Annotated in this window: 11 protein-coding genes and 1 pseudogene; 1 reads left to right on the plus strand and 11 read right to left on the minus strand. The window is 38.4% G+C overall.

Annotation, left to right across the window (positions count from 1 at the left end; translation table 11 throughout):
• The 4 genes and pseudogenes from BK127_RS44635 to BK127_RS45415 all read right to left on the minus strand — a co-directional run.
• On the minus strand, nucleotides 1-185 hold a 185-nt coding region (locus tag BK127_RS44635), incomplete at its 3' end, for a hypothetical protein (protein ID WP_218639088.1).
• Nucleotides 163-741: a GNAT family N-acetyltransferase gene (locus tag BK127_RS41200; protein WP_256711697.1), complete on the minus strand. Its 579-nt coding sequence runs from the start codon at nucleotides 739-741 to the stop codon at nucleotides 163-165. The genes BK127_RS44635 and BK127_RS41200, both read right to left, overlap by 23 nt.
• A gap of 171 nt (nucleotides 742-912) precedes the next feature.
• On the minus strand, nucleotides 913-1,560 hold the full coding sequence (locus tag BK127_RS41205) for a hypothetical protein (RefSeq protein ID WP_076238435.1): 648 nt from the start codon (nucleotides 1,558-1,560) through the stop codon (nucleotides 913-915).
• Nucleotides 1,561-1,719: 159 nt separating this feature from the next.
• Nucleotides 1,720-2,103, minus strand: a pseudogene (locus tag BK127_RS45415) (IS110 family transposase); the annotation flags it as partial.
• Between the two features lie 338 nt (nucleotides 2,104-2,441).
• On the opposite strand from BK127_RS45415, the gene BK127_RS41215 reads away from it, so the two are divergent.
• Nucleotides 2,442-2,936, plus strand: coding sequence for a metal-dependent hydrolase (locus tag BK127_RS41215; protein ID WP_076238436.1), 495 nt, complete (start codon nucleotides 2,442-2,444; stop codon nucleotides 2,934-2,936).
• 110 nt (nucleotides 2,937-3,046) lie between these two features.
• Here BK127_RS41215 and BK127_RS41220 read toward each other — a convergent pair whose 3' ends face one another.
• The 7 genes from BK127_RS41220 to BK127_RS41250 all read right to left on the minus strand — a co-directional run bounded on the left by BK127_RS41220 (nucleotide 3,047) and on the right by BK127_RS41250 (nucleotide 7,777).
• Nucleotides 3,047-3,673 (minus strand): NUDIX domain-containing protein, encoded by a 627-nt coding sequence (locus BK127_RS41220; protein WP_076238437.1) that lies wholly within the window; start codon nucleotides 3,671-3,673, stop codon nucleotides 3,047-3,049.
• A gap of 105 nt (nucleotides 3,674-3,778) precedes the next feature.
• On the minus strand, nucleotides 3,779-4,255 hold the full coding sequence (locus BK127_RS41225) for a GNAT family N-acetyltransferase (protein WP_076238438.1): 477 nt from the start codon (nucleotides 4,253-4,255) through the stop codon (nucleotides 3,779-3,781).
• A gap of 151 nt (nucleotides 4,256-4,406) precedes the next feature.
• Complete coding sequence (locus tag BK127_RS41230) at nucleotides 4,407-4,904, minus strand: NUDIX hydrolase (RefSeq protein WP_076238439.1); 498 nt, start codon at nucleotides 4,902-4,904, stop codon at nucleotides 4,407-4,409.
• Nucleotides 4,905-5,255: 351 nt separating this feature from the next.
• The gene (locus BK127_RS41235; protein WP_076238440.1) at nucleotides 5,256-5,810 is read right to left on the minus strand and encodes a hypothetical protein; all 555 of its coding nucleotides are present in this window, start codon (nucleotides 5,808-5,810) and stop codon (nucleotides 5,256-5,258) included.
• Between the two features lie 228 nt (nucleotides 5,811-6,038).
• The gene (locus BK127_RS41240; RefSeq protein WP_076238441.1) at nucleotides 6,039-6,377 is read right to left on the minus strand and encodes an immunity protein YezG family protein; all 339 of its coding nucleotides are present in this window, start codon (nucleotides 6,375-6,377) and stop codon (nucleotides 6,039-6,041) included.
• A 158-nt stretch (nucleotides 6,378-6,535) separates the two neighbouring features.
• The gene (locus BK127_RS41245) at nucleotides 6,536-7,003 is read right to left on the minus strand and encodes a hypothetical protein (RefSeq protein ID WP_076238442.1); all 468 of its coding nucleotides are present in this window, start codon (nucleotides 7,001-7,003) and stop codon (nucleotides 6,536-6,538) included.
• A gap of 288 nt (nucleotides 7,004-7,291) precedes the next feature.
• The gene (locus BK127_RS41250; protein ID WP_179097821.1) at nucleotides 7,292-7,777 is read right to left on the minus strand and encodes an NUDIX domain-containing protein; all 486 of its coding nucleotides are present in this window, start codon (nucleotides 7,775-7,777) and stop codon (nucleotides 7,292-7,294) included.
• Nucleotides 7,778-8,110: the final 333 nt, after the last annotated feature.

Genomic DNA, 8,110 nt, shown 5'->3' on the forward strand with positions numbered 1-8,110 from the left:
CGGTATGTGCGAAATAGAGATTTTGTATTGCTGTTACGAACGACTCCAAAGACGTACAGAATATCCATCAAGTTGCAGAATCCTCCCGTTACTTGAAAGAACAAAAATAGCGGAGCTTCAGTGATGCAGTCTCCGCTATAGTTCGCCGTTACTTTAACGGAACTAAAACTTAGCTTCCCACTCACTTTTACCAAGCTTGTAATAATTATATCTCTCGTCTTCTAATTCAATAACGCTTTGAAAATTAAACCCGCATTTTTGTATAACTCTATTTGACGGTACGTTTCGTAAAAGAGCAATTGCATTGAGCATCTCAACGTTGGTGTTCTCAAATAAATACTTGGCTAACCCCTCTGTAGCTTGCGTGGTATAACCTTTACCTCTATGATCCTTTGAGATTGCAAACATAATTTCTCGGTTTGGAGCCGGCAATTCCTGTTTAATTCCTGTACAGCACCAACCGATAAAATCTCCCGATGCTTTCAATATGATTCCCAGCCGAAGACGAAGTTCACCTATGACCCCACCTTCGGATACGGTATTTAGAAACTGTTTGTTTCCAGGTATTTCATAATTCGTTAACCAATCTTCCCGCTGTTCTTTAGATACGTTCCAACCAGGTAAGTATTCGTGTATTTCAGGTTGCCATGTTAAAGAATGAAATTGATTCAGATCATCAAGTGTGTACTCTCTTAGGTAGACATCCTTACATTCAATAGTAAAGATATTTTTATCGCTCAACGTCTTCACCCTATCAGCTGGTATTTGTTTCCATAACTATTGTAACATATCGTGTTACTGTCGTAGTTGATAAGGTTTAGTTATTGCTAAACTATCCTCCCGTTACTTAAATCAAAACAGGGAGTAGCTGCCGATGCAATCTATTCCCTGTTTATTGTGCTATCGTATCCGTTAGTCAAATAAGGCATATGGGTTCATCTTAATATTTCCAGTAACGAATAATGGTCGACAAACATCCAATGCACGATAAGCCGAGCGTTCTAAGTATGCCAATATCTCTTCGAACGAAAAAATGCTCAACTCTTGCTCAATGTGTCCAATTGGATAGTTAAAGTCGTCCAGTGCATGTTTCTTAAATTCTAATACATTCTTCTCATCAAGTTCTTCGATACTTGGTATGTACACAGCGGAATTTAGGGCTTCGTAAAGTCCATCTGAAGCATATTTTTCATTTAGCTTCGCATCACACAATCGAAAGTCTTGGTGATAACGCTCGTACAGTGTTGGGTCGTTCTTTATCCTCTCTTCAAAACCACTAAAATAAGACTTCATTGCCCAAACTTCATCCGCGACCAAATGGGTTAAATAACCCAACATAAAAGGCTCAGTGATACGCTCCTTATATTTCATGATGAACCGACCGTATTCCCATCGCCTGTTGACGCCATACTTAAATTGATCTCCTACGAAATGGGTATCGTTTTTTTCTGATATTGCATCTGGTGCTATCGCTCCAAGGAGCATTTCACCACGTTGTTTGATTGACAACTCCTTGCAAACAAAATCTGAAATCAACAAATGCATAAACCTAGACCCCATTTAATCATCCCCCTTTATATCAATTCCAACTATCTTATTGCAACAATAATACCATATGTTGGAAGTTGAAGTTCAACAAATCTGCCCGTCCCTCGGTTTTAACGGTTTATCTAACGTATTCTCACTCATTCGCAGGATTTCATCACCTTAAAAATAACGATCACCTGGATCACTCTTGGAAGGGCTATTATCTCGATTCTCCTTGTTTCTTTTGGTGGTAGCTGGATTCACTAGGACGACGTTCGAGCCTTTGTTTGTAAGTCAATTCGCTAAGTTCCACCAATAATGCCCAGTGGGTTCCATGCCAATGATTACACTATTCAAACGGTGCTTTTGCTTAATTCCCTCTATCCAACGCTGAAGCTTTTCAAAGCCTTATATGGTGTTACTAAATGAGAGATGTCGATTCGAGAGAACGATTCCGCGGAAATTCGTAGCTTGTGCGACATGAGTTTCTTTAGCCATATCGATACCTACAACTAGATGAGATGTGGTAATTCGTTCAATTCGTTGATTTTGTACTTCTGATTGTTTAAACTTCATAATAAGAGCGCCTCCTTGATGGTGTTGGGTTTTAAACCCGGGACAAACCCATCATACCGAGGCGCTCCTTTTTTGACAAAGGCCATTTCTTAGCCCTAACAGGAATGTTTAGCACAACACGACTGCCGATCCGTGCCGAAAGCCGCGTTCTTGTTGAGCTATAGTTATCTGTTAGATTAATGAACGTGGAATAATATCATGTTAGAGCTTCTTCTTTCTAAGAACATAATACCTCTCCACATTTTATTAGCTTGTTTTTCAAAGCTACGGACCATTTTCCGGATAACGCCCGAATACTATATGGTTGAAATAAGAATATGTCGTACAGGAGCGTTATCATGCTGCAAAAAACTCATAGCGTCGCCGGATTAGTAGCCGCCGAGCTTGTACTCGTTCATCAGGATGTACCGTTTCTATCGTGGGAGGCTGTCGGCGCTCTGCTGCTTGGCTGTTTAGCCGGTACGCTGGCTGACGTCGATAAGCAAGGCTCCACTATGGCAAAGGTTCTCTATCCTATATCCGCTCTATTAAAGATTTTAAAGGTTCGCCACCGGTCAATAACCCATTCCATTCTCTTTATACTGGTATTGATGTTTGTGACGGTTCCTTTGCCTGCATTGTTTTTCTTGACGTTTGTCGTCGCATACGTCTCGCACCCGCTCATTGATTTGCTCAATCACAGAGGCGTCGAACTATTCTGGCCGCTCAAACTGCATATCCGCTTGCTCCCGAAGTTTATGGCGATCGATACAGGCTCCCTTGGGGAAAACGTGGTTCGCTGGCTTCTGCTTGCCATTAGCCTCTGGATTCCGTTTTCGACGATCATTTCTTAAGGTAAAAACTGCCAGTTAGCACAACGCGGCTGCCGATCCATGCCGGCAGCCGCGTCTCAGGTTGTTTATTATGCTATAGGTACTCCGTTAGCTTAACAAACAAACACCATCTAGAAGGAATAATTCAAATCGTTTAAAACATATTTAAGCCATTCATTTTGTGGAGAAACAATCTCAGGTAACTCATCGAGCGGAGACCAGAATAATTTAAATGTATGATTATCTGCTTCTTGTTCCCATTTATTTAAATTACTATTTGAATGAAAGTGGTAAAAATGTCTTGAGACTTTTGAGGCTAAATGTGATTCCTCCACCCAACCTGTTATTTGATAGGTTATGTAGTTGGGATCAGGATATTTATCTCCTTCTATGTACGACACTTGTACAAATTCCCCGTGTCTGCGTTCTTGTTGTACAGTGATACCCCTTCTAATTTCTGCCCATTGGGAGCTTGACAAGTCGGGTCTTGAGAAGACCTTCGTCTTTTGAAAAACAATGTACTTACCTAATAAGTTAATCTCTTGCTTCCCAATATAGTTACATGTAATAAATCCATCTAAACCTGTTTCTTCAAAAGATTCTCGCAAAGCAGCTTGTTTGAAATCTTCGTTTAATTCCACTGTGCCTGCTGGTAATTGTATACCAGCATTGGGATGTTGAATTAGAAGGAGTTCAATTTTCGTATCAGTTTCCCTAGTGATAAAACAAGTGACTTTACCTAGTACATTATGTTGCATTTTTCACCTCATATTTTAATATTTTTTATAATTATTACCAAATTATATTGCCACAGGCAGCCAAAAATGCCGACCGCCTGTTCGTCATGAAGCTATAGTCTTTCGTTAGTTCAACCTAAACTCCATTTTTCTACTCTTCGTTGTCATTCCGAATGATTCATAAAATAAAATTGCAGAAGCATTTTTCTCCGATACCCCTAGTTCAATACTATCAACCTTCAGGCTTCCTCCGAAATCAATAACATATTGCATAAGTCTCTTTCCAACGCCCTTATTTCTGTACGTTTCGGAAACACACAAACTATTTACATATAATATCTTTCTCGCATTCACAAATGAATTTTCAGTTATGTCTTCTTCCTTCGTCACAACTACTCCGATTATCTCTAAGCCTATGGTAGCAACAAAAATATGCTGTTTGAGATCAACTAGCTGGCTTAAGAAGAATTCTTTCCCGACTGGAGTTGGGTTTTCTTTATACAAATCGGGTCTTTCAAAAACGTGTAGATCATGAACCTGTTTGAACAAAGGTAACAAAGACTCGTAGTCATCTTGATGAGCACTTCGGATTGATATTTCCATATTTCCTCCCCGATCAGTTAACATATTTTACCACGCTTACTCTTTAACCAAAATAGTTTTATTGAGCATACCTGTCCGTTACTTCAAAGGACAAGAGGAGCTGCCACGTAGCAAGTTCCTCCACTATAGTATCCGTGAGTAGAACGAAGTTTTAGCACTTATTTCTATAATCGAACTGTCCTGACACAACGGGAAGTGTTCTTGACCTTATCCAATCAACCGCTTGTAATACCAACGGGGATGAATTATCAAGATTTACGTTTGTTAGGGACATCCAAAGAGCCCCTTTAGAATCTTGTTCTTCGAATGCTTCTACAGAACTGACTTGTTCCCAAGAGTCAACACTTGCTTCATACAGCACGGCGATGTGATGTAAATGTTCAACTGTGTTATTCTTTAGGGTCCACAATACAAAAAAATCGCTAACACCAATACTTTTAAGCTCTTTAATCGTATGTCCTGTTTCTTCCCGAAACTCTCGTTTAACGGCAAGCTCTAGGGATTCCATAGTCTCTAATCGTCCACCTGGCAAATCAAATTTCCCAGTATATGGACCTAAAATTTTTCTGATAACTAGTAAGCGTTCATTATCTACGCTAATTCCGTAAACACCAATATGACGATAAAAATTGTCGGTGATACCATCCATACACATATCCCCCTGGCATATCTGACCTGAAACCATTTCTTAATCACTTACCACAAAACAAACTCCTTTTATTACGTTAACCTGCCCATAGTTGAGAAAGGCAGCCGATCATCTGGCCGGCTGCCTTCCTGTGCTTTTATTGATTGCGGTAAAGTTGTATATTTATTCCACATGGTTCCTGTATTTCCTGCTTTCGTGAATTTATATGCTTGAAAGTGCACACGAAACGATTGAACTATTCTGCCAGTTAGCGTAGCGATGGGCTACCACGCGGCAGCCCTTCTGGCATTGAACTATCGTTCGCCGTTAGTTCAATGATGCAAGTGCCCCAAAAATGGGAACCCTTTGTTGTTACCCAAGCCATTCTTTAAATTCATGTACCCTCCAATCGTGTTTATTGATTAGCCTCTCGTCTTTCAAAACAACTTCATGTGCATGTCTAATTAATTGACTTCCTTCCAATTGAATTCCTTCCTGTAAGTCGGTCAATACACCATCACACAATAAAGCGAGCGTAGCTGCCGAATACCATCCCATTCTAAATTCAAAACTATCCTGGGCACTTATGTAAAAACTTATTTCAGTTTCCGCTTCTCTTAGTTTCTTCTCAATTGAACTCAGTGGTTGCTGTTTGCCAAATATCTTTGTGAAAAAGGTTCCCTTCTTACCCTTTACTTCAATACGTCTAACAACCAATTCAAATCCTGTCATCAATTCGATATTATTCAGACTTCTGTTAGGGCAATCATAGATGACAACCTTGAAGGGAAGAAATCCTGAATGATTATTGAATGAAAAACCAGGATATACTTCTACATCCATATTAAACTTTCCTATTTGAGACAACCATTCAGGAATAATACTATCATTTAATCCTTTAAGGTGGACAGAGAGATCGTAACTCATATACTTCTCCTTCTACTGGAATAATGTATTATATTAGTTCAGTATACGTCAGTTCCCTTTTCATGTAATAAGAAACTCCACTATCATGCCCTTTCGCTTAATGGCGCTTGGCCAATCTAATACTTTATTTTCAATGATCACTAGTTCTTATTGAACTGGCATGCTGGTAGCAAAAATTATCTAAATGTTCTTTGGTATATACAGATATCGCTCAATCGTAGGCGAGCGTCATGCTAATCTTTCAATTTCATCTTGTAATTCCTGATCCCAAATGAATTCCATATCAAATGCTCCGTCAGGTTGTACAGAAAAAACAGCTCTGTTCCATTTATTATTCCCGCCTTCAGTCGTTATTTTATGAAGTTCAAGAACATCAAATGTTAGTTGAAAATCAAATTCATCTACATCTATTTGTATTGTTTCATTTTTATTGTTCAAATAATTTCCTGTGAAACTAACCATTTCACCAATCACTTCAATATCTAATTTTGCTTTCACCCACTCTCCATTAATTACAGTGCTAATATTGGTTACAATAGATTCATAAATTTTGTCGACTGTTTTCATATTTACCACCTTTCGCTATTTTGTGCCGTTGTTGATTTGTGCAAAGCATTGTGCCACAGCTTCATCAGCAGCTAAATTGCTCGCCTTTTATTTTAAGATACTAACAGGGTTCCATGGAATTATTTACCATGGATATTAATTTTAAATCATAACATTAACTATTTTGCTAATCTTTCAATTTCATCTTGTAATTCCTGATCCCAAATAAATTTCATATCAAATGCTCCGTCTGGTTGTACAGAAAAAACAGCCTTGTTCCACTTGTTATTACCTCCTTCTGTAGTTATTTCATGTAATTCCCAGTAAAACAATGCGTCGAATACCTTATACCCATCATTGTTTAATATAGTTCTAATTTCAGTTTCAAATAAAAGTTGTTCCTTAACGAACCTCTTAGTCAAAAATTCAATTTTATACTCTGCAATCTTCTCCTTAATCTCTACATTCATATTAGGAAAATGCTCTGACAGCTTTTGGTATAAGCGATGCAACGTTTCGGAGCAGACCAAAGGATCATTATAATCATGATTTTCCGACCATTGTACTTCCTGATCATACCACTGCATAAATGCCCTCCGATCCCTCGGCGCCTTAGATGGCTCGAAAACCATCAAATCATAGCTCATTTGAAGACCTCCTAGATAGATTACTACTGCTGGAATAATAACAATTGTTCGCCGTTAGCTATTTTTCCTGACTCTGTCATCTATAATGCGGTTCACACCTCTATAATTAAGAAAGATACATTTTCGGTGAGGTGATATGAAAATCCTCTATTTTTAACAGTAGATCGTCTTGTTTTCTCCGCTAAACTGCCCAGTTAGGTGAACAAAGGCTGCCGTTCGTACTGGCAGCCTAGTTCTTATTGTTTGTTGAGCTCTCGTTTCCCGTTAGTTCAACAAAATGATGAAATTTTAGAATCTAAATTTTGAATATGGTTCAATCCTACGGCTTATATAATATTCTTTTAAAAAATCTTTGAGTGTTTGAGGAAACTTTAGATCATTTATTTCGCTGTCTTGCTTTAAAGACTCTATTATTGTTGAAATATCCAACCATTCAAATCCAATCTGTGCAACATCATTCTGTAAATGAGTGATCTTATCTTCAACTTCAAAGGAACAGTGAAAGATGAATTCAATTGCGTGTACTTGTTTAACTAAAAAAGAATACTCGTGATTATTAGAAATATATTCCCTAACGCAAACCAATTCTTTTATTTTTGCCTTAATATTTAATTCTTCATTGCATTCGCGTAGAATAGTATCTTCAATTGTCTCACCTGATTCTTGCCCACCACCGGGCAAAGTATAATAAATGCCTACTTTATCAAGTTTTTTCTTAATAAAAAGTAGCTTATTATCATATTCAATAATTGCTTTTGCTGTATTCCTAACCAAAATGTTCCCTCCTGGATCGAAGTCACTCAACTATCGTTTCCCGTTTATTTTTTCCCCAATCCTCTAGTAAGGCCTACGTACACTCAGGTTCATCTCCTACTAGGGATATCTTTCGCTCCTCCTAGATCTTAAATGTTTTCCTTTATCCAAGAACGCAACTTATCAGCATAGAAAGAGCGTTCATCTGGATCGGACTGAGAACCCTTTGTCAGATAAAGTTGATCATTCACATATCTAGGGTAAACATGGAGATGATAATGCCACACGTCTTGATTGCCAGCAGGCTCATTATGTTGCCGCGTAGAAATCCCATCACATCCATATGTACTTTTC

The organism is Paenibacillus sp. FSL H7-0331 (genome assembly GCF_001956045.1).